The sequence below is a fragment of the Pseudomonas sp. GW822-FHT03F08 genome (assembly GCF_058801265.1).
Genome location: NZ_JBXANC010000007.1, coordinates 134,461 through 154,994, shown reverse-complemented (window position 1 = coordinate 154,994; position 20,534 = coordinate 134,461). Strand labels below are relative to the sequence as shown.

The following is a 20,534-nucleotide window of genomic DNA, read 5'->3' as shown; positions in this document are numbered from 1 at the left end:
GCGAATCGGGAGCTCAAGTTTGCGAAAAAAGGGTCGGCATTATCCGTAGGAATAATCCCCTGACAAGGAATGACTCGGCTATTTCTGTTGAGTTCATTTCTCAATTGCCCGATGACGGATTAACCTTTAACCCATGAATCGACCCTGTTCAGGAACGGCGCACGTGACAGACCCGATACAAGCCTGCGAAAACGATCCGCAAATCCGACGCACGGCACTCTACTCGACCCTTGCCCAGGTACCTGAGGGCAAGGTCGTCAGCTATGGTCAGTTGGCTGAACTCGCCGGGTTGGGGCGCGCCGCCCGCTGGGTCGGCCGCACCCTGAGCCAATTACCCGGCGACACGAAGCTGCCCTGGCACCGGGTACTCGGTGCCGGCGGTCGGATCAGCCTGCCGGTGGGCAGCCCTTCCGGAGATGAGCAGCGGGCACGATTGCGTATGGAAGGCGTTACCATCCTGAACAATCGTGTGGATATTCGGCGTCATGGCTGGCGTCCGGTAGAGCACAGCGGTTAGAGTGCGCGCTTTGTTTTCGCAATCTTGAGGCAGACTTCAGCCCATGCCCCGTAAAACCTGGCGCGCCGCGCTCGCCGCCTATGCCAGTCCTTCGACGCTCGTGCTGTTGTTGCTGGGTTTCGCCGCCGGCCTGCCGTACATGCTGGTGTTCTCGACACTTTCGGTCTGGCTGCGTGAAGCCGGTGTAGCCCGTGAGACGATCGGCTATGCCAGTCTGATCGGTCTGGCTTATGCCTTCAAATGGGTCTGGTCACCGCTGCTCGATCAATGGCGCCTGCCGTTGCTCGGCAAGCTGGGTCGACGCCGTTCGTGGCTGGTGCTTTCGCAATCGCTGGTGATCCTCGGCTTGATCGGCATGGGCTTCTGCGACCCGCAGAAACATCTGTCCTGGCTGATCGCCATCGCCGTGATCGTCGCCTTCGCCTCCGCCACCCAGGACATCGCCGTCGACGCCTATCGCCTGGAAATCGCCGAAGACAACCGCCAGGCCGCACTGGCCGCCAGTTATATGTCCGGCTATCGGGTCGCTGCCCTGCTCGCGACCGCCGGCGCCCTGTTCTTCGCTGAGGGCTTCGGCTCCACCGGGTTCAACTATCAGCATTCCGCCTGGACCGGCACCTACGTGCTGTTCGGCGCATTGATGGTCCCAGCCCTGCTCACCACACTGCTGATGCGCGAGCCGCCCGTGCCGTTGCGCACCCAGTTGCAGGCCGGGCGCTATACCTTCATGCATCAACTGATGTCGGTGTTCGTGCTGATCGTCCTGCTGGTCTCCGTACCGGCCATGTTCACCCAGCTCTACAACACCGATTTCGCCAGCGTGCTGTTCGGCACCATGAGCCCGCTGGACCTGCTGCTGGAAGACCGAGCGTTCCTGCGCGCCATCCTCTATACCCTGCTGACCGGCCTGTGCCTTTCGACCATGGGTCGCCGTGGCCTGGCGCCGGTGCTGACCCCGGTCAACGACTTCATCCTGCGCTACCGCTGGCAGGCCCTGCTGTTGCTGGGCTTGATCGCCACCTATCGGATGTCGGATACGGTCATGGGCGTCATGGCCAACGTGTTCTATATCGATCAGGGTTTCACCAAGGACCAGATCGCCAGCGTCAGCAAGATCTTCGGCCTGATCATGACGCTGGTCGGCGCCGGCATGGGTGGCCTGCTGATCGTGCGCTTCGGCATCCTGCCGATCCTGTTCATTGGCGGCGCGGCGTCGGCAGGCACCAACCTGTTGTTCGTGATGCTGGCCGACATGGGCCCGAACCTGAAGATGCTGATCGTGACCATCTCCCTCGACAACTTCAGTTCGGGCATGGCCACGTCGGCGTTCGTCGCTTACCTGTCCAGCCTGACCAACCTGAAATTCTCCGCCACCCAGTACGCCCTGCTCAGCTCGATCATGCTGTTGCTGCCTCGCCTCATCGGCGGCTACTCCGGGGTGATGGTGGAGAAGTTCGGCTATCACAACTTCTTCATGATCACCGCACTACTGGGTGTCCCGACGCTCGTGTTGATCGCCTTGCACTGGTTCCAGGAGAGCCGCCGCGAAGGCCCGACGCCGACACCGGAACCCGTGCCGACGCCGGTCGCCGAAGAATCGTAAGACATCTCGCACCCGGCGGGAGGGTTCCCGCCGGGCCTGCACTTCTGTACGTCGGCAGCTCTCGCCGGTACACTGCTCCGTCATTTCCAGTCATAGCAACCGACAACGGCCAACCATGCGCACCAGTCAATTTTTGCTCGCCACACAGAAAGAAACGCCTTCCGACGCGGTCGTGATCAGCCATCAGCTGATGCTGCGCGCCGGCATGATCCGCAAACTCGCCTCGGGCCTGTACACCTGGCTGCCGATGGGCTTGCGGGTTATGCGCAAGGTAGAAGCCATCGTTCGCGAAGAGATGAACGCCGCCGGCTCTCTGGAAGTGTTGATGCCGAGCACCCAACCGGCCGAGCTGTGGCAGGAATCGGGTCGCTGGGAAGAATACGGCCCTGAGTTGCTGCGTTTCAAAGACCGTCACGGTCGCGATTTCTGCGCGGGCCCGACCCACGAAGAAGTGATCACCGATCTGATGCGCAACGAGTTGAGCAGCTACAAGCAGTTGCCAATCAACCTGTACCAGATCCAGACCAAGTTCCGTGACGAAATCCGCCCACGCTTCGGCTTGATGCGCGGCCGTGAATTCATCATGAAGGACGCGTACTCGTTCCACGCCGACCAGGCATCGCTGCAGGTCACTTATGACCGCATGCACGAAGCGTACTGCAACGTGTTCACACGCCTTGGCCTGAAATTCCGCCCGGTTGAAGCCGACAACGGCTCCATCGGTGGCGCCGGCTCCCACGAGTTCCACGTACTGGCCGAGTCCGGTGAAGACGATATCGCCTTCAGCAACGGCTCCGACTACGCCGCGAACATCGAGAAAGCCGAAGCCGTACCGCGTGAAACTTCCCGCGCTGCGCCGGCCGAAGAACTGCGTCTGGTTGATACCCCGGACACCAAGACCATCGCGGCCCTGGTGGAGAAATTCAGTCTGCCGATTGAAAAGACCATCAAGACCTTGATCGTGCACGCCGAAGAAGAAGGCAAGCTGATCGCCCTGGTCATCCGTGGCGACCACGAACTCAACGAAATCAAGGCTGCCCAGCAACCTGGCGTCGCCAGCCCGCTGGTCATGGCGTCCGATGCTGAACTGCGTGACGCCATCGGCGCCGGCGCTGGTTCTCTCGGCCCGCTGAACCTGCCGCTGCCAATCATCATCGACCGTTCGGTCGAGCTGATGAGCGACTTCGGCATCGGTGCCAACATCGACGACAAGCACTACTTCGGCGTGAACTGGGAACGTGATCTGCCGGTTCCGACCGTGGCCGACCTGCGTAACGTCGTGGCCGGCGACCCGAGCCCGGACGGCAAGGGCACTCTGGACATCGCGCGCGGCATCGAAGTCGGGCACATCTTCCAGCTGGGCAACAAGTACAGCAAGGCGATGAAGTGCGAAGTGCTGGGCGAGAACGGCAAGCCTGTGACCCTGGAAATGGGCTGCTACGGCATTGGCGTGTCCCGCGTGGTGGCGGCGGCCATCGAGCAGAACAACGACGAAAACGGCATCATCTGGAGCGACACCCTGGCGCCGTTCCAGATCGCCCTGGTACCGCTGCGCTATGAAACCGAGCAGGTGCGCGAAGCCACCGACAAGCTGTACGCGGAACTGACCGCGGCCGGCTTCGAAGTGCTGCTGGACGATCGCGACAAGAAGACCAGCCCGGGCATCAAGTTCGCGGACATGGAGCTGATCGGCATTCCACACCGGATCGTGGTCAGCGACCGCGGTCTCGCCGAAGGCAACCTGGAATACAAGAGCCGTACCGAAGGCCAGGCGCAAGCGCTGCCGGTTGCCGACGTACTGTCCTTCCTTCAGGCCCGTATCCGCCGCTGAAACCAGATAGAGACCTCATGTTCAAGCGAAACACCTTAGGCCTCGGAGGCGCCACCTTGTGTGGCGCCCTGCTGGTCAGCGGCTGTGCCAATCACATGTCACAGCGCAGCGAGCACGAAGAGCGGGTCGAGCGAAAGCTGCTCGATCACAGCCTGCAGATCGATGTCGGTGAGCCTAAGGTGCTCGAGCTGCCGCAACGACGCGTGAAGATCAACGAGCAGAAAACCTTCGAAGTCACCGAGTTCGAAGTCACCCGTCGTTATGACCGCTACACGCCTTACCAACCCTGGCGCGAAATCTACGAGATTCCGCTGGGTGCAGTGGCGGTGGTGGCCGGTGTCGGCGCGAATGTGGTCAACGTGTTCGCCCTCGGCACCCTGCCGGACAGCGTGACCAAGGACTGGCTGAGCTACGGATTCGCCGGGCTCAATCCGTTCATGAACGTGCAGTCCCATGGTCGTGCACAGCAGAACCTGGCCGGTATCGATGAAGTCCAGCGCGACAAGCGCATGGAGTATTCGAGCCTGCCGTGGAGCGAGCGCCCGGTACAGGTCAAGGCCGGCAAGCAGACCTTCGACATGACCACCGACCGTAACGGTGTGTTGCGCCTGAACCTGCTGGACAGTCCGTTCGCCGAGAACGATCTGAATCATGTGGGCAAACTGCAGATCAGCGTCGAAGATGCCAAGGATGACGTGCATTCCGACTCGTCCCTGACAATCAGCAGTCACCTGCGCGGCAAATTGCTGGAAGCACACGGGCTGATTTACGACGATCTGGAAGACGACGAAGTGAGCCAGTGGGTTCACCGGGTCAAGCGTCTGTCGGAATTGGGTCTTGAAGAAGAAGCCAGTGAGCTGGAGCAAAGCCTGATCGAACTGACGCGTAACGATCCCGAGTTGCAGGCTGAGTTTCTCAAGTCTCTGACCAAGGATGCCGGGCGACTGGTGGCGGATCCAGGTCCGAACTGAAAGCCGCTTTAAAGGAGCCCGAACCTGTTTCGGGCTTTTTTATGCGCGCTACCGCTCAAACAACTCCATTTGTTCAAAGCCGCCGCGCAAATCCTCCAGCCGCACGCCCACCCCAAGCAGCCGCACCGGTTTGCCACCGCGATTGAACGCCTGCGTCAGCATCAATTGGTAACTGCCCAGATCCCGCCCTGCCCCGGCCTGTTCCAGTGTGGTCTGGGTGAAATCGTGAAACTTCACTTTGACGAACGGCTTACCCGGCCGGTAACTGCTGTCGATCCGCGCCATACGGGTTTTCAGGGTTTCCAGCAGTTCAGGGAGCTTGTCCAGGCAACTGCGCAGATCCGGCAGGTCCACGTCGTAGGTGTTTTCGACGCTGATCGACTGACGACGACTGTCGTTATGCACCTGACGGTCATCTATCCCACGCGCCAGGCTCCACATCCGCTCGCCAAAACTGCCGAATTCACGCACCAGCGCCAGCTTGTCCCACTCGCGCAATTGCAGACAGTCGTTGATACCGAGCTTGCCCAGCTTGTCAGCGGTGACTTTGCCGACACCGTGCAACTTGCTCACCGGCAGACCGCTGACGAAGTCTTCGACCTGGTCCGGGGTGATGACAAACAGGCCGTTGGGTTTTTTCCAGTCACTGGCGATCTTGGCCAGAAACTTGTTCGGCGCGACGCCGGCCGAGACCGTGATGTGCAATTGATTGGAAACCCGGCGCCGAATGTCCTGGGCGATTCGCGTGGCGCTGCCACCGAAATGCGCGCTGTCCGAGACATCCAGGTAGGCCTCGTCCAGCGACAGCGGCTCGATCAGGTCGGTGTAATCGCGAAAGATCGTATGAATTTCCTTCGACGCCTCGCGATAGGCATCCATCCGCGGCTTGACGATGGTCAGGTCCGGGCACAGTTTCAAGGCATGCCCGGAAGACATCGCCGAACGAACGCCGTAAGCCCTCGCCTCATAGTTGCAGGTGGCGATCACCCCGCGTCGGTCCGCCGAACCACCGACCGCCAACGGCTTGCCGGCCAGACGCGGATCGTCCCGCATCTCGATGGCGGCGTAGAAACAGTCACAGTCGACGTGGATGATTTTTCGCTGAGTCATGGCAGAAAAGGAAACGTGGCAAGCCGGATCGGCAGTATCTCACTGACACCTGTATATAGCACCAGTAGTATGAAGGTTCTTTTCCAGCGGTAGGAAACTTCCTCTGAATTTACTTTCTCAATCGAAATCAACCTACCAATAGAGCTGAAACCCTTGCCCAGCCTGACTCGCGGCCCCATCAGCCCTACCAAAAAGTCGCTAACCAATTGAACCAGAACAGATTTTATCCGGATTGAAGGTTGACACCCCGGCGTTCCTCTGTAGAATGCCGACACACAGACGCGGGATGGAGCAGTCTGGTAGCTCGTCGGGCTCATAACCCGAAGGTCGTCGGTTCAAATCCGGCTCCCGCAACCAAACATCAAAAAAGGCTACTCGAAAGAGTGGCCTTTTTTGTGCGCGTCTGTTTTTCATTCGGGCAACCTTCCGGGCCAAACAGGAATCCTTTGCAATTCCGAAACTTACCGCCCTCCTGCGACGGATTGACGCGATTTCACGCTTATTTGACCCTTCGCGGGATTAACGGTTGACACCCCGCCGTTCGCCTGTAGAATGCCGCCACACAGACGCGGGATGGAGCAGTCTGGTAGCTCGTCGGGCTCATAACCCGAAGGTCGTCGGTTCAAATCCGGCTCCCGCAACCAAACATCAAAAAAGGCTGCTCGAAAGAGTGGCCTTTTTTGTATCTGTGGAAAAAGTCCTTTCGCAACAATGATCTGTCACTGTGCAGTGAACCGCTCAGGATCTTCAGACCCGCCGAGTTGCGACTATGCTTGAGTCGCGGGCAAGACGTCTGCAATCCGAGACCTGCCCTCGCCGATACCCGACGAGAGGCGTAGTATTTTGTGATTATTTTTTTCTACAGGGATTGGTAACTTGGCTGGATACCCCCATCCTGTCGCGCACAATCCAAGAGGTGATTGATGCGCGCCAACTCGTCTGATCCACAAGACACCCTCACCGTGAATCCACCGATCAAGCCTGAGCGCATGCGCTTGCTGGATCGAATCAGCAAATACCGGCAACCGATTGGTCTGGCGGTCACTTTGCTGTTGTTCGCTATCGCGCTGATTGCCTGTCGCCATCTGCTCAGCGAACTCGACCTCTATGCCTTGCACGACTCGATTCTCGATGTACCGAAGCCCGCCCTGCTTGGCGCTTTCGGCGCGACCGTTGTCGGCTTCATCATTCTGCTGGGCTACGAATGGTCGGCCAGCCGCTATGCCGGCGTAACCATCCCGCCACGCACGCTCGCGCTCGGAGGCTTCACTGCTTTCGCGATCGGCAACGCCATCGGCCTGTCGATGCTGTCCGGCGGCTCGGTGCGCTACCGTTTATATGCACGACTTGGCCTGGGCGCTTCGGAAGTAGCGCACATGACCCTGTTCGCCAGCCTGTCGCTGGGCTGCGCTCTGCCGCCGCTGGCAGCGCTGGCGACCCTGAGTGACCTGCCGGCCGCCTCCCAGGCCCTGGGCCTGTCCGAGGGTCTGCTGGCCACGATTACCTCTGCCGTGCTGTTGCTCGGCGCTATTCTGGCCATCGGCATCTACCGTCGGCGCCTGCCGGAGCAGCCTTACCGTGACAACCTGCTGGTCAAGGTCGGGCGCCGCACCCTGCGCCTGCCGGGTCGACGCCTGACGTTCCTGCAACTGGTCATCACCGCTCTCGACGTGGCCGCTGCCGCCACCGTGCTTTATCTGCTGCTGCCGGAAGCGCCGCCATTCGGCGCATTCCTGCTGGTGTACCTGCTGGCCCTGGCTGCCGGCGTCCTCAGCCATGTACCGGGCGGGGTCGGTGTCTTCGAAGCCATCCTGCTGGCGGCGTTCGCCGACAAGCTCGGCGCAGCGCCACTGGCCGCCGCCCTGCTGTTGTATCGCATGATCTACGTGGTGCTGCCATTGCTGGTGGCCTGCGTGCTGCTGCTGATCAACGAAGGTCAGCGCCTGTTCCAGACCCAGACCATGCGCGCCGCCTCCGGTCTCGCCGCACCGATCCTTGCGGTACTGGTGTTTCTTTCCGGCGTAGTGCTGCTGTTTTCCGGCGCGACACCTGAAATCGATACCCGCCTGGAACACATCGCTTACCTGATCCCTCATCGCCTGGTCGATGCCTCGCACTTCGGCGCCAGCCTGATTGGCGTGTTGTGCCTGATGCTCGCCCAAGGCTTGCGTCGCCGACTGTCGGCAGCGTGGATGCTGACCACCATTCTGCTGCTCGTAGGCGCCCTGCTCTCGCTGCTCAAGGGTTTCGACTGGGAAGAAGCCACGTTGATGACCCTCACCGCCGCGCTGCTGGGGGTGTTCCGTCGCTCGTTCTATCGCCCGAGCCGTCTGACCGAAGTGCCGTTTTCGCCGCTGTATCTGGTAGCGAGCCTGTGTGTACTCGGTGCCTCGACCTGGCTGTTGTTGTTCGCTTATCAGGACGTACCGTACAGCCATCAATTGTGGTGGCAGTTCACCCTCGACGCCGACGCCCCGCGCGGTCTGCGTTCGTTGCTCGGCGCCGCGGTGCTGTTGCTGGTGATCGCCCTGACCTGGCTGCTGCGCACCGCCCGCCCGGTGATTCATCTGCCGACGCCCGATGAACTGGAGCGCGCCACGAAGATCCTGATGGCCTCCTCGCAACCGGATGGCGGCCTGGCCCTGACCGGTGACAAGGCGATGCTGTTCCACCCCAACGACGAAGCCTTCCTGATGTACGCGCGTCGCGGCCGCAGCCTGGTGGCGCTGTACGACCCGATCGGTCCCGGCCAGCAGCGGGCGGAAATGATCTGGCAGTTCCGCGACCTGTGCGACATCCACCACGCCCGTCCCGTGTTCTATCAGGTGCGCGCCGAGAACCTGCCGTACTACATGGACATCGGCCTGACCGCGATCAAGCTCGGCGAAGAAGCCCGGGTCGACCTGCATCGCTTTGACCTGGAAGCCAAGGGCAAGGAGATGAAGGATCTGCGTTACACCTGGAACCGCGGCACCCGCGACGGTCTGTCGCTGGAGATCTTTGAGCCGGGCCAGGCGCCGATGGATGAACTCAAGGTGATTTCCGATGCCTGGCTGACCGGCAAGAACGTGCGCGAGAAAGGCTTCTCCCTCGGCCGTTTCAGCGACGATTACCTGAAGCATTTCCGCATCGCGGTGATTCGCTTCGAAGGCCGTCCGGTGGCGTTCGCCAACCTGCTCGAGACTTACAGCCATGACCTGGCCAGTCTCGACCTGATGCGCTCGCACCCGGACGCCCCCAAGCTGACCATGGAGTTTCTGATGGTCGGCCTGATTCAACACTATAAGAGTCACGGATACGCGCGCTTCAGCCTGGGCATGGTGCCGTTGTCGGGGTTGCAACCCCGGCGTGGTGCACCGCTGACCCAGCGTCTGGGCTCGATGGTTTTCCGCCGTGGTGAGCAGCTGTACAACTTCCAAGGCTTGCGCCGCTTCAAAGACAAGTTCCAGCCTGACTGGGAACCCCGTTATATGGCGGTGCCCGCCGGACTCGATCCGCTGGTGGCACTGGCCGATACTGCTGCCCTGATCGCGGGCGGCTTGACTGGATTGGTGAAACGCTGATGATTCAACGCTCCCTGAAGTACATCCTGGCCGCACTGATCGTGCTGGCCGTGATTGCCGGCGGCGGTTACTGGTACCTCAAACGCCCGGCACCGGAACCGACCCTCGAACAGCTCACGCCGGCTGACGGCACCGTCATGACCCGGGTCATCCCCGGCACCAAGCCCAAGGCCCAGGTGCTGGTGGCGGTCGAGGACGACAAGAAACTCTCCGACAATCAACTGACCACCCTGAGCCGCAGTGCCTCGGCGCAGATCGTCCAGGTGATTCTGCCCAAGGACTGCCTGCTGCAAAGCCGCGCACTGCAAAGCGGTCTGCGTGAACTGAACGGCCCGGCGACCCTGGTCAGCGGCATCGGCCCTGGCGCCGTGCTGGCCTGGCGCTGGCTGTCCGAACAGAAAGACGACAAGGCCCAGGCCGTGTCGGTCGACCTCGCACTGGAAAAAGGCGGCTGCACCCACCTGCTGCCGAAATCAGCCGCCCACGGCCACTGGCTGGTGGCCTGGAACGACAACCCGGACGACACCAGTGCCGGTTTCGTGCGCGATCAACCGAACGCCGAAACCAGCATCAGCGACTACGACATCAACCTGCCGCAAGTGCTGAACAACGAACTGCGCAAGATCCTCGTCGGTGGCGACAAAGCCGCTGGCGGTCTGCAGATCCCGGTCGTGGAAGTCCCGGCCGGCCAGGCCAAGGACACCGTGACCCTGTTCCTGTCCGGTGACGGCGGCTGGCGTGACCTCGACCGCGACGTGGCCGGTGAAATGGCCAAGATCGGCTACCCGGTCGTCGGCATCGACACCCTGCGCTACTACTGGCAGCACAAGAGCCCGGAACAGAGCGCGCTCGACCTGACCGAACTGATGCAGCACTACCGCCAGAAATGGGGCACCAAACGCTTCATCCTGACCGGTTACTCGTTCGGTGCCGACGTCCTGCCGGCCATCTACAACCGCCTGCCGGACACCGAGCAGCAGCGCATCGACGCAATCATCCTGCTGGCCTTCGCCCGCACCGGCAGCTTCGAAATCGAAGTCGAAGGCTGGCTCGGCAATGCCGGCAAAGAAGCCGCCACCGGACCTGAGATGGCCAAGCTGCCACCGGCCAAGGTCGTTTGCATCTACGGCGAAGAAGAGACGGATGAAAGCGGCTGCACCGACAAGACCGCGGTGGGCGAAGCGGTGAAGCTGCCTGGCGGCCACCACTTCGACGAGAACTACCCAGCGCTGGCCAAGCGCCTGGTGGATCTGATCGAGAAGCGTCAGGCCAAGGATCAGCCGGCAGAGTGATCTGAAGCGCCCCAACGAAAAGCCCCCGCAACCTTAGGGTTGCGGGGGCTTTTCGTTTTGGCAAACGCCCGAGATCCTTGTGGGAGTCGGGCTTGCCCGCGATGGCGGTGGGTCAGGCAACTGATTTGTAAACTGATACACCGCATTCGCGGGCAAGCCCGCTCCCACAGGGATCTCCACTGGATTCTGATAAGTGCACAAACACAAAAAAGCCCCCGCCAGCCACAAGACCGACGGGGGCTTTTCAGTTCAGACGGAGCCTACATCTCCACCTGCGTCCCCAACTCAATCACCCGGTTCAACGGCAGATTGAAGAACCGCAGATTCCCGTTGGCGTTCTTCAACATGAACGCAAACAGCGCTTCACGCCAGCGGGCCATGCCTTCGAGTTTCGAGGCGATCACCGTTTCGCGGCTGAGGAAGTAGGTGGTGCGCATCGGGCTGAAGTCGAGGTCGTCCAGATGGCACAGCTTCAGCGCCTGCGGCACGTCCGGCTCGTCGGTGAAGCCGAAGTGCAGGATCACCCGGAAGAAGCCTTCGCCGTGGGCTTCGACTTCGAAGCGTCGGGATGGCGGGACGCGCGGGATGTCTTCGTAGACCACGGTCAGCAGCACCACTTGCTCGTGCAAGACCTGGTTGTGCAGCAGGTTGTGCAACAGCGCATGCGGGACAGCGTCGGAGCGCGCAGTCAGGAACACGGCGGTGCCCTGCACGCGGTGTGGCGGCTGGACGCGGATGCTGCTGATGAAGATCGGCAGCGGTAATGCGCCTTCGTCCAGGCGCTCGACCAGTAGTTGCTTGCCGCGCTTCCAGGTGGTCATCAGCACGAACAGCGCGATACCGGCGATCACCGGGAACGCACCGCCCTGCACGATCTTCGGCACGTTGGCGGCGAAGTACAGACCGTCCACCAGCAAGAAGCCGATCAGCACCGGCACGGCCAGCACCGGCGGCCATTTCCACAACAGCAGCATGACCGCCGACACCAGAATCGTGGTCATCAGCATGGTCCCGGTCACCGCCACACCGTAGGCCGAGGCCAGAGCGCCGGAGGACTCGAAACCGATCACCAGCAAGACCACGCCGACCATCAGCGACCAGTTCACGGCACCGATGTAGATCTGGCCCTGCTCATCGCTGGAGGTGTGCTGGATGTACATGCGCGGGATGTAACCGAGCTGGATCGCCTGACGGGTCAGGGAGAACGCGCCGGAGATCACCGCTTGCGAGGCGATCACCGTGGCCAGGGTCGACAGACCGACCAGCGGAATCAACGCCCAGCTCGGCGCCAGCAGGTAGAACGGGTTGCGCGCCGCTTCCGGGTTGTCCAGCAGCAAGGCGCCCTGACCGAAGTAGTTGAGCACCAGTGCCGGCAGCACCAGCAGGAACCACGCGCGGGCAATCGGCTTGCGGCCGAAGTGGCCCATGTCGGCGTACAGCGCTTCGGCACCGGTCAGCGCCAGCACCACGGCGCCGAGGATCGCCACGCCCATGCCGGCATGCACCATGAAGAAACGCACGGCCCAGATCGGGTTCAGTGCCTTCAGTACTTCCGGGGAATGGCTGATGCCGTACACGCCGAGGGCGCCGAGCACCAGGAACCAGGTGACCATTATCGGCCCGAAGAGGATGCCGATCCGCGCTGTACCGTGACGCTGGATCAGGAACAGACCCACCAGCACCACCAGCGACAATGGCACGACCCAATGGTCGATCCCGTCAAACGCCAGGCCCAGGCCTTCGATGGCCGAGAGTACGGAGATCGCCGGGGTGATCATGCTGTCGCCGTAGAACAGCGCCGCACCGATCAAGCCGCAGACCACCAGCAGCGAACGCAACTTCCTGCGCTCCCCCGCTGCTCGTCGCGCCAGCGCGGTCAGGGCCATGATCCCGCCTTCGCCCTGGTTGTCGGCGCGCAGGACGAACATCATGTACTTGATCGATACGACCCAGATCAGCGACCAGAAGATCAGCGACAGAATGCCCAGCACCCCATCGTGGTTGACGGGTACGCCGTAACCGCCGGAAAACACTTCTTTGAGGGTGTACAACGGGCTCGTGCCGATGTCGCCGTAAACTACCCCGACCGCCGCGACCAGCATACTCAGCGGCTTGGTGGCCGAACCCTCGGCGCCTGCCGCGTGACTACTTGCCTGACCCATCCAACACTCCTGATTTCCAGACCGGCTTCTTTGAACGAAGCACTATGCTTTTTGATGCAGCATGCGCTGTTTTACCTGTTGTTACAGTCGTTTTGTTGACTGTAAAAAATTGGTAAAGCGTCTTGGCGCGAAGCATAGCGCAGCACTCGTCGCATTTCCCTGCATAAAGCTGGTCAAGTGCGCTGCTCATCGCTAGAATTGCGCACTTTTTGATCAGAGGCGCAGTTCAAGCGCCCGTCCGTCGGCTTCCGCCATCAGGCAAGCGGCGTCACAAAACACCGAGGTTAGACATGTCCACCACTCCTGCGCCGGCCAATCCAAAGGTTGGCTTCGTATCTCTGGGTTGCCCGAAAGCACTGGTCGACTCCGAGCGCATCCTGACCCAGCTGCGCATGGAAGGCTATGACGTGGTGTCCACCTATCAGGACGCCGACGTGGTCGTGGTCAACACTTGTGGCTTCATCGACTCGGCCAAGGCCGAATCGCTGGAAGTCATCGGCGAAGCGATCAAGGAAAACGGCAAGGTCATCGTGACCGGCTGCATGGGCGTGGAAGAAGGCAACATCCGTGACGTGCACCCGAGCGTGCTGGCCGTCACCGGTCCGCAGCAGTACGAGCAAGTGGTCAACGCCGTGCACGAAGTCGTGCCGCCACGTCAGGATCACAACCCGCTGATCGACCTGGTGCCGCCGCAAGGCATCAAGCTGACCCCGCGTCACTACGCGTACTTGAAGATTTCCGAAGGCTGCAACCACAGCTGCAGCTTCTGCATCATCCCGTCGATGCGCGGCAAACTGGTCAGCCGTCCGGTCGGCGACGTGCTCGACGAAGCCCAGCGTCTGGTCAAATCCGGCGTCAAAGAGCTGTTGGTGATTTCCCAGGACACCAGCGCCTACGGCGTTGACGTCAAGTACCGCACCGGTTTCTGGAACGGCGCGCCGGTGAAAACCCGCATGACCGAACTGTGCGAAGCACTGAGCACCCTCGGCGTCTGGGTCCGTCTGCACTACGTTTACCCGTACCCGCATGTCGACGAGCTGATCCCGCTGATGGCCGCCGGCAAGATCCTGCCGTACCTGGACATCCCGTTCCAGCACGCCAGCCCGAAAGTCCTGAAATCGATGAAACGCCCGGCGTTCGAAGACAAGACCCTGGCACGGATCAAGAACTGGCGCGAAATCTGCCCGGACCTGATCATCCGTTCGACTTTCATCGTCGGCTTCCCCGGCGAAACCGAAGAAGACTTCCAGTACCTGCTGGACTGGCTGACCGAAGCCCAGCTCGACCGCGTCGGCTGCTTCCAGTACTCGCCGGTCGAAGGCGCGCCGGCCAATGACCTGAACCTCGACATCGTTCCGGACGACGTCAAGCAGGATCGCTGGGAACGCTTCATGGCGCACCAGCAGGAAATCAGCTCGGCCCGTCTGCAAATGCGCATCGGCCGTGAAATCGAAGTGCTGGTGGACGAAGTCGACGAGCAAGGCGCGGTCGGCCGCTGCTTCTTCGATGCCCCGGAAATCGACGGCAACGTGTTCATCGACAACGGCAGCAACCTCAAGCCGGGCGACAAGGTCTGGTGCAAGGTGACCGACGCCGACGAATACGACCTCTGGGCCGAACAGATCTAAACGCGAAAAATACGAAAAGCCCCGCTCTCTTTTACGAGATGCGGGGCTTTTTTACGGCTATCGTTTGTGGGGGGAAGGACTCCCCTCATTCATGACAAAGAGGCTAACGGGCATGCGTCACCATTCGGTCATCCACACGCCGAAACTCAGCGACTATCAGGAACTGACCCGGGTCTGGGAGGCCTCGGTCCGCGCGACCCATGATTTTCTGCCGGACAGCTATATCGAGCTGCTGCGCAATCTGGTGCTGACCCGCTACCTCGATGCGGTGATGCTGATCTGCACCAAGGACAGTCACCAGCGCATCACCGGGTTCGCCGGGGTGGCGGCAGGCAAGATCGAAATGCTGTTCATCGACCCCGAACATCGCGGCCAAGGCCTGGGCAAAAAGCTGCTCAATTATGCGATGCAGCACCTGAACGCCGATGAACTGGATGTCAACGAACAGAACCCGCAGGCCTTGGGCTTTTACTTCAAACAGGGGTTCGAGGTGATCGGCCGGTCGGAAGTCGACGGCATGGGCCAGCCTTATCCGTTGCTGCACATGCGTCTGAAACAGCCGGAACAGCGCGCCGTACGCGGCTAAAAGCCACACGGTACAAATGCAATCGCGATTAACCGGCGCCAGGCAGGTACAATGCCCACCCCTTTTTTGTTACGGCCCTGTCATGACTGACCCGATTCGCCTCTCCAAACGCCTCATTGAACTGGTCGGTTGCTCCCGCCGGGAGGCCGAGCTGTTCATCGAGGGCGGCTGGGTCACCGTGGACGGCGAAGTCATCGACGAGCCGCAGTTCAAGGTCGGCGACCAGAAAGTCGAGCTCGACAAGGACGCCAAGGCCACCGCGCCGGAGCCGGTGACCATCCTGCTCAACGTCCCGGCGGGCGTGGACATCGACACCGCCATGCAGTCGCTGAACGCCGAAACCCTCAGCGAAGAACACCGTTATGGCAAGCGTCCACTGCGCGGGCATTTCCTGCGCCTGACCGCCAGCGCCGACCTGCAACCCAAGGCCAGCGGGCTGCTGGTGTTCACCCAGGACTGGAAGGTGCTGCGCAAGCTCACCGCCGACGCGGCCAAGATCGAGCAGGAATACGTGGTCGAGGTCGAAGGCGACATGGTCGCCCACGGCCTCAATCGCTTGCAGCACGGCCTCACCCACAAGGGCAAGGAGCTGCCGCCGGTCAAGGCCAGCTGGCAGAACGAAAACCGCCTGCGCTTCGCCATGAAAAACCCGCAGCCGGGCATCATCGCCCAGTTCTGCGAAGCGGTCGGGCTGAAGGTCGTCGGCATCCGCCGTATCCGCATCGGCGGCGTATCGATCGGCAAGGTGCCGGCCGGCCAATGGCGCTACCTGTCCGGCAAAGAGAAGTTCTAAGGCCTCTGTTGCCGCCACACATTCCGGCATCGCGCCTGCGCGGTGCCCACAGCGAAAGATCAGGACTGCAAACATGGTTCATAACGACGTATTGCGCAGCGTGCGCTACATGCTCGACATCAGCGACAAGAAAGTCGTCGAGATCATCAAACTCGGCGGCCTGGACGTGACCCTCGCCGACGTGGTGACCTGGCTCGACAAGAAAGAAGAAGACGAAGAAGGTTTCGTGCGCTGCCCGGACGAAGTCATCGCTCACTTCCTCGACGGCCTGGTGGTGTTCAAGCGCGGCAAGGACGAAAGCCGTCCGCCGCAGCCAATCGAAGTGCCAGTGACCAACAACATCATCCTGAAAAAGCTGCGCGTGGCCTTCGAACTGAAAGAAGACGACATGCACGCGATTCTCAAGGCCGCCGAGTTTCCGGTGTCCAAGCCTGAGTTGAGCGCGCTGTTCCGCAAGGTCGGCCACACCAACTACCGTCCGTGCGGCGACCAGTTGCTGCGCAATTTCCTCAAGGGCCTGACCCTTCGCGTTCGCGGTTGATCCTTTTCAGAACGGCGACTTCGGTCGCCGTTTTCATGCATGCCCCTCCATTCCCTGCAAAAATAGTGGCTCCGCTTTTCGCGGCCGGCGACTAGGGTGTACTGAACCCTAGCCCTCAGGATTCGCCATGCACCCGTATTTTTCCCTGCAAGGCCGCACCGCCCTGGTGACCGGCGGCACCCGTGGTATCGGCAAAATGATCGCCAAGGCGTTTGTCGAGGCTGGCGCCCGTGTGTATGTCTGCTCCCGGGACGCTGAAGCCTGTCATCAAACCGCTGAAGAACTCGGTGCATTGGGCTCCTGCCAGGGCGTAGCGGCGAATCTGGCGACCGAAGAAGGCGTAAAAGAACTGGCAGCTCGATTGGGCGAACAGATCACCCATCTGGACATTCTGGTGAACAACGCCGGCACCACCTGGGGCGCACCGCTGGAGAGCTACCCGGTCAAGGGCTGGGAAAAGGTCATGCAGCTCAACGTGACCTCGGTGTTCAGTTGCATCCAGCAGTTTCTGCCTTTGCTGCGCAAGGCTGGCTCGGCAGCGAATCCCGCGCGGATCATCAACATCGGCTCAGTGGCCGGGATCTCTTCCTTTGGCGAACAGGCCTACGCCTACGGGCCGAGCAAAGCGGCCCTGCATCAACTGTCGCGGATTCTCGCTCGTGAACTGGTGAGCCAGCACATCAACGTCAACGTCATCGCGCCGGGGCGCTTCCCGAGCAAGATGACCCAGCACATCGGCAGTGACCAGCAGGCACTGGCCGAGGACACTGCGCTGATCCCGATGAAACGCTGGGGCCGCGAAGAAGAAATGGCGGCGCTGGCGATCAGCCTGGCGAGCACTGCCGGGGCCTACATGACCGGGAATATCATTCCGCTGGATGGCGGGTTCAGTCTGTAGACCGGCGACGCGCCCGGACGGGTTATCATGCCCGCCCTGCTCCGTTTCGAATGCAAACCATGACTTACAGCGTCTCCCCCATCGGCTTCGTCCGCTCCTGCTTCAAGGAGAAGTTCGCCATCCCGCGCCAGCCGCAACTGGCCCCTGCCGCCCGGGGCGTGCTGGAACTGGTGGCGCCGTTCGATCAGGGCGATGCGGTGCAGGGGCTGGAGCAGGTCAGTCACGTCTGGCTGCTGTTCCTGTTCCATCAGGCGCTGGAAGAAAAGCCGCGACTGAAGGTCCGCCCTCCCCGCCTGGGCGGCAACAAGTCCATGGGCGTGTTTGCCACCCGCGCCACTCACCGACCGAACGGCATCGGTCAGTCGGTGGTGAAGCTGGACAAGGTCGAGGCCGATCGCTTGTTCATCTCCGGCATCGACCTGCTGGACGGCACGCCGATTCTCGACATCAAACCCTACGTGCCCTACGCCGATATCATCGCTGACGCCTCCAACAGCATCGCCAGTGCCGCGCCGCAACTGATCGACGTGCAGTGGACGGACGCGGCACTGCAACAGGCGCACACGCACGCTCAGCGCCTTGCCGAACCTTTGGTCGAGCTGATCGAGCAATGTCTGGCTCAGGATCCGCGTCCGGCGTATCAGACGCCCGCGCCCGAACGTGAATACGGCGCGCAGTTCTGGGATCTGGATGTGCGTTGGCATTACCCGACGCCGGAGCAGATCCGCGTCCTGGAAGTCATCCCCGCCAACGACTAAATCCCGGAAACGAAAAAGCCCGCGTTGCCTTCTCAGGCAACGCGGGCTTTTCTTTGGCATCGTCGGGATTACTTCTCGACGAACGCACGCTCGATCAGGTAATCACCCGGCTCGCGCATCCGCGCCGAGATCTTCAGGCCGAAGCTGTCGAGCACTTCGCTGGTCTCGTCGAGCATGCTCGGGCTGCCGCAGATCATCGCGCGGTCGTCCTGCGGGTTGATCGGTGGCAGGCCGATGTCGCTGAACAGCTTGCCGCTGCGCATCAGGTCGGTCAGACGGCCCTGATTCTCGAACGGTTCGCGGGTCACGGTCGGGTAGTAGATCAGCTTGTCACGCAGCGCCTCGCCGAAGAATTCGTTCTGCGGCAGGTGCTCGGTGATGAATTCGCGGTAGGCGACTTCGTTGACGTAACGAACACCGTGAACCAGGATCACTTTCTCGAAGCGCTCGTAGGTTTCCGGGTCCTGGATCACGCTCATGAACGGCGCCAGACCGGTGCCGGTGCTCAGCAGGTACAAATGCTTGCCCGGGTTCAGGTCGTCCAGCACCAGGGTGCCGGTAGGCTTCTTCGAGATGATGATCTCGTCGCCTTCCTTCAGGTGCTGCAGCTGGGAGGTCAGCGGACCGTCCTGCACCTTGATGCTGAAGAACTCGAGATGCTCTTCCCAGTTCGGGCTGGCGATCGAGTAAGCGCGCATAAGCGGGCGGCCGTTGGGCTGTTGCAGGCCGATCATCACGAACTGACCGTTCTCGAAGCGCAGGCCCGGATCGCGGGTGCACTTGAAGCTGAACAGAGTGTCGTTCCAGTGATGAACACTGAGGACACGCTCGTGGTTCATGTTGCTCATGTACGTGGGACTCCTGGAGATTGATCTGCGCTTGCCCGGCTGGTCTTGAAGAATGCCGACGGTGCGCAATTGCATCGCATTCTAATAGCGCCGACAATATCTGTTAACTGGATTATTAAGATAAGGGTTATCGGTTATATCGATATGCGATTTACTCTTCGTCAACTGCAAGTCTTCGTCGCCGTCGCCCAGCAGGAAAGTGTGTCCCGCGCTGCGGGTCTGCTCAACCTGTCGCAATCGGCCGCCAGCACGTCCATCACCGAACTGGAGCGCCAGTCCAGCTGCCAGCTGTTCGACCGCGCCGGCAAACGTCTGAGCCTCAACGCCCTCGGCAAACAGTTATTGCCGCAAGCGGTGGCCCTGCTCGATCAGGCCAAGGAAATCGAGGACCTGCTCAACGGCAAATCCGGTTTCGGCTCGCTGTCGGTGGGCGCGACCCTGACCATCGGCAATTACCTGGCGACGCTGCTGATCGGCGGTTTCATGCAGCGTCACCCGGAAAGCCAAGTGAAGCTGCACGTGCAGAACACTGCCAATATCGTGCAACAAGTGGCGCATTACGAAATTGATCTGGGTCTAATCGAAGGCGATTGCAGCCACCCGGACATCGAAGTGCAGAGCTGGGTCGAGGATGAACTGGTGGTGTTCTGCGCCCCGCAGCATCCACTGGCCAAACGCGGCAGCGCGACCATGGAAGAGTTGACGCATGAAGCATGGATTCTGCGCGAACAAGGCTCCGGCACCCGCCTGACCTTCGATCAGGCAATGCGTCACCATCGCAGTGCGCTGAACATTCGTCTGGAGCTGGAGCACACCGAAGCGATCAAGCGCGCGGTGGAATCAGGTTTGGGGATTGGCTGTATTTCGCGCCTGGCGCTGCGTGACGCCTTCCGGCGCGGCAGCCTGGTGCCGGTGGAGACGCCGGATCTGGATCTGGCGCGACAGTTCTACTTCATCTGGCACAAACAGAAGTACCAGACGTCCGCCATGCGCGAATTTCTCGATCTGTGCCGCGCCTTCACCGCCGGGGTCCAGCGCAGCGACGAGATCGTCCTGCCGACGATCGCTTAAAGCAGAATCACCGCCCACACCAGGGCAATCATGCTCAGTGCCACGAATTGCGCGGCGCTGCCCATGTCCTTGGCGTTCTTGGAGAGTGGGTGCAGTTCCAGGGAAATGCGGTCGATGGCCGCCTCCACCGCGGAGTTCAGCAGCTCGACGATCAGCGCCAGCAGGCACACAGCGATCAGCAACGCCTGCTCGACACGGCTGACATTCAGGAAGAACGTCAGTGGAATCAGCACCACGTTCAGCAGCACCAACTGACGGAACGCCGCTTCGCCGGTGAAGGCTGCGCGCAAACCGTCCAGCGAGTAACCGGAAGCGTTGAGGATGCGTTTCAGGCCCGTCTGGCCCTTGAAAGGTGACATAAA

At 61.2% G+C, this 20,534-nt stretch carries 17 protein-coding genes and 2 tRNA genes; 15 read left to right on the top strand and 4 right to left on the bottom strand.

Annotated features, from left to right (window positions below; all coding sequences use genetic code 11):
- The first annotated feature begins 133 nt into the window (after positions 1-133).
- The 4 genes from AC1RME_RS18945 (at position 134) to AC1RME_RS18930 (ending at position 4,922) form a co-directional block, all read left to right on the top strand.
- Positions 134-517: an MGMT family protein gene (locus AC1RME_RS18945; RefSeq protein ID WP_170929612.1), complete on the top strand. Its 384-nt coding sequence runs from the start codon at positions 134-136 to the stop codon at positions 515-517.
- A 43-nt stretch (positions 518-560) separates the two neighbouring features.
- Positions 561-2,120, top strand: coding sequence for an AmpG family muropeptide MFS transporter (locus tag AC1RME_RS18940; RefSeq protein ID WP_096819551.1), 1,560 nt, complete (start codon positions 561-563; stop codon positions 2,118-2,120).
- A 115-nt stretch (positions 2,121-2,235) separates the two neighbouring features.
- Positions 2,236-3,951, top strand: a complete 1,716-nt coding sequence (locus AC1RME_RS18935) for a proline--tRNA ligase (RefSeq protein WP_096819552.1) — start codon at positions 2,236-2,238, stop codon at positions 3,949-3,951.
- A 17-nt stretch (positions 3,952-3,968) separates the two neighbouring features.
- Positions 3,969-4,922, top strand: a complete 954-nt coding sequence (locus AC1RME_RS18930; protein WP_096819553.1) for a hypothetical protein — start codon at positions 3,969-3,971, stop codon at positions 4,920-4,922.
- Positions 4,923-4,970: 48 nt separating this feature from the next.
- On the opposite strand, the gene dinB is transcribed toward AC1RME_RS18930, so the two are convergent.
- The gene (gene dinB / locus AC1RME_RS18925; RefSeq protein ID WP_096819554.1) at positions 4,971-6,032 is read right to left on the bottom strand and encodes a DNA polymerase IV; all 1,062 of its coding nucleotides are present in this window, start codon (positions 6,030-6,032) and stop codon (positions 4,971-4,973) included.
- A 280-nt stretch (positions 6,033-6,312) separates the two neighbouring features.
- On the opposite strand from dinB, the gene AC1RME_RS18920 reads away from it, so the two are divergent.
- The 4 genes from AC1RME_RS18920 to AC1RME_RS18905 all read left to right on the top strand — a co-directional run bounded on the left by AC1RME_RS18920 (position 6,313) and on the right by AC1RME_RS18905 (position 10,887).
- A tRNA-Met gene (locus AC1RME_RS18920) sits at positions 6,313-6,389 on the top strand.
- Positions 6,390-6,599: 210 nt separating this feature from the next.
- Positions 6,600-6,676 (top strand) — tRNA-Met (locus AC1RME_RS18915).
- 279 nt (positions 6,677-6,955) lie between these two features.
- On the top strand, positions 6,956-9,595 hold the full coding sequence (gene mprF, locus AC1RME_RS18910) for a bifunctional lysylphosphatidylglycerol flippase/synthetase MprF (RefSeq protein ID WP_493091627.1): 2,640 nt from the start codon (positions 6,956-6,958) through the stop codon (positions 9,593-9,595).
- Complete coding sequence (locus tag AC1RME_RS18905) at positions 9,595-10,887, top strand: virulence factor family protein (RefSeq protein WP_096819556.1); 1,293 nt, start codon at positions 9,595-9,597, stop codon at positions 10,885-10,887. Before mprF ends, AC1RME_RS18905 begins: the two co-directional genes overlap by 1 nt.
- A 260-nt stretch (positions 10,888-11,147) precedes the next feature.
- Here AC1RME_RS18905 and AC1RME_RS18900 read toward each other — a convergent pair whose 3' ends face one another.
- Positions 11,148-12,989, bottom strand: a complete 1,842-nt coding sequence (locus AC1RME_RS18900; RefSeq protein WP_371858323.1) for a potassium transporter Kup — start codon at positions 12,987-12,989, stop codon at positions 11,148-11,150.
- A 350-nt stretch (positions 12,990-13,339) separates the two neighbouring features.
- Between AC1RME_RS18900 and rimO the strand changes: the two genes are divergently transcribed.
- The 6 genes from rimO (at position 13,340) to tsaA (ending at position 18,253) form a co-directional block, all read left to right on the top strand.
- On the top strand, positions 13,340-14,677 hold the full coding sequence (rimO, locus tag AC1RME_RS18895) for a 30S ribosomal protein S12 methylthiotransferase RimO (RefSeq protein ID WP_096819558.1): 1,338 nt from the start codon (positions 13,340-13,342) through the stop codon (positions 14,675-14,677).
- A 112-nt stretch (positions 14,678-14,789) separates the two neighbouring features.
- Positions 14,790-15,263: a GNAT family N-acetyltransferase gene (locus AC1RME_RS18890; protein WP_096819559.1), complete on the top strand. Its 474-nt coding sequence runs from the start codon at positions 14,790-14,792 to the stop codon at positions 15,261-15,263.
- A gap of 82 nt (positions 15,264-15,345) precedes the next feature.
- A complete protein-coding gene (locus tag AC1RME_RS18885) occupies positions 15,346-16,056 on the top strand; it encodes an rRNA pseudouridine synthase (protein WP_102621517.1) in 711 nt (236 codons plus the stop codon).
- Positions 16,057-16,129: 73 nt separating this feature from the next.
- Positions 16,130-16,597, top strand: a complete 468-nt coding sequence (locus AC1RME_RS18880; RefSeq protein WP_096819561.1) for a YehS family protein — start codon at positions 16,130-16,132, stop codon at positions 16,595-16,597.
- A gap of 127 nt (positions 16,598-16,724) precedes the next feature.
- Complete coding sequence (locus AC1RME_RS18875) at positions 16,725-17,495, top strand: SDR family oxidoreductase (protein WP_102621518.1); 771 nt, start codon at positions 16,725-16,727, stop codon at positions 17,493-17,495.
- Between the two features lie 59 nt (positions 17,496-17,554).
- On the top strand, positions 17,555-18,253 hold the full coding sequence (tsaA, locus tag AC1RME_RS18870; RefSeq protein ID WP_176504827.1) for a tRNA (N6-threonylcarbamoyladenosine(37)-N6)-methyltransferase TrmO: 699 nt from the start codon (positions 17,555-17,557) through the stop codon (positions 18,251-18,253).
- Between the two features lie 68 nt (positions 18,254-18,321).
- Here the strand turns inward: tsaA and fpr are convergent, their stop codons facing one another.
- Positions 18,322-19,101, bottom strand: coding sequence for a ferredoxin-NADP reductase (gene fpr / locus AC1RME_RS18865; RefSeq protein ID WP_007908723.1), 780 nt, complete (start codon positions 19,099-19,101; stop codon positions 18,322-18,324).
- Positions 19,102-19,245: 144 nt separating this feature from the next.
- Between fpr and AC1RME_RS18860 the strand changes: the two genes are divergently transcribed.
- The gene (locus tag AC1RME_RS18860) at positions 19,246-20,172 is read left to right on the top strand and encodes a LysR family transcriptional regulator (protein ID WP_085729869.1); all 927 of its coding nucleotides are present in this window, start codon (positions 19,246-19,248) and stop codon (positions 20,170-20,172) included.
- Here AC1RME_RS18860 and AC1RME_RS18855 read toward each other — a convergent pair.
- Complete coding sequence (locus AC1RME_RS18855) at positions 20,169-20,531, bottom strand: diacylglycerol kinase (RefSeq protein ID WP_003222276.1); 363 nt, start codon at positions 20,529-20,531, stop codon at positions 20,169-20,171. The genes AC1RME_RS18860 and AC1RME_RS18855 overlap by 4 nt on opposite strands.
- Positions 20,532-20,534: the final 3 nt, after the last annotated feature.